This is a genomic window from Rhodoplanes sp. SY1 (assembly GCF_046000175.1).
In the GTDB taxonomy this organism is placed as follows: Bacteria; Pseudomonadota; Alphaproteobacteria; order Rhizobiales; family Xanthobacteraceae; genus Rhodoplanes.
In genome coordinates, this window is record NZ_JBEOMB010000425.1 from 1 (window position 1) to 591 (window position 591).

2 protein-coding genes are annotated in these 591 nt (G+C 70.7%); both read left to right on the top strand.

The window, feature by feature from the left end:
• Nucleotides 1-217: nitrogenase component 1 (locus tag ABTU92_RS30120; RefSeq protein WP_408095204.1), on the top strand; the 217-nt coding region annotated here is incomplete at its 5' end.
• Between the two features lie 32 nt (nt 218-249).
• Nucleotides 250-591, top strand: a 342-nt coding sequence (locus ABTU92_RS30125) for a class I SAM-dependent methyltransferase (protein WP_408095205.1), incomplete at its 3' end; no start/stop codon positions are given.

Below are 591 nucleotides of genomic sequence, written 5' to 3' on the forward strand. Positions count from 1 at the left end.
CGCGATCGCCGAGCTGATCGGCGCGAGCGACTGCGATCTCGTCATCGGCAGCAGCCTGGACCGGCCGTCGGCGCAACGGCTCGGCGTGCCGTTCCTCGCCGTGTCGTTCCCGACGAGCGATCGCCTGGTGATCGACCGCGGCTATGCCGGCTACGCGGGTGCCGTGGCGCTGATCGAGGACCTCGGCACCGCGCTGCTGTCGCATTCCGCCTGCTGAGCAGTCGTCGACCAGACGATCGGAGCATTGACATGACGATCCCTTCCCTGTCCGCGGACCCACGACCGGCCGGCACCGTGAACCTGGCCCTCGACTCGCCCGACCTCGCGGCGACCTACGACCGCACGAGCGACCCGCAGTTCAAGCACGGCCTCGCTCTGATCGAGCCCTTGAGCATCGCACCCGGCGAACGGGTGCTCGACCTCGGTGCCGGCACCGGCCGCCTCGCGGCCCACGTCGCCGATCTGGTCGGGCCGTCCGGAAACGTGACGGCCGTCGATCCACTCCCGCTTCGCATCGAGCACGCCCGTGCCAAGGGCCGCGGCAACATCGAGGCGCTGGTCGGTCGGGCCGAGGATCTGTCGCGCTTCGCC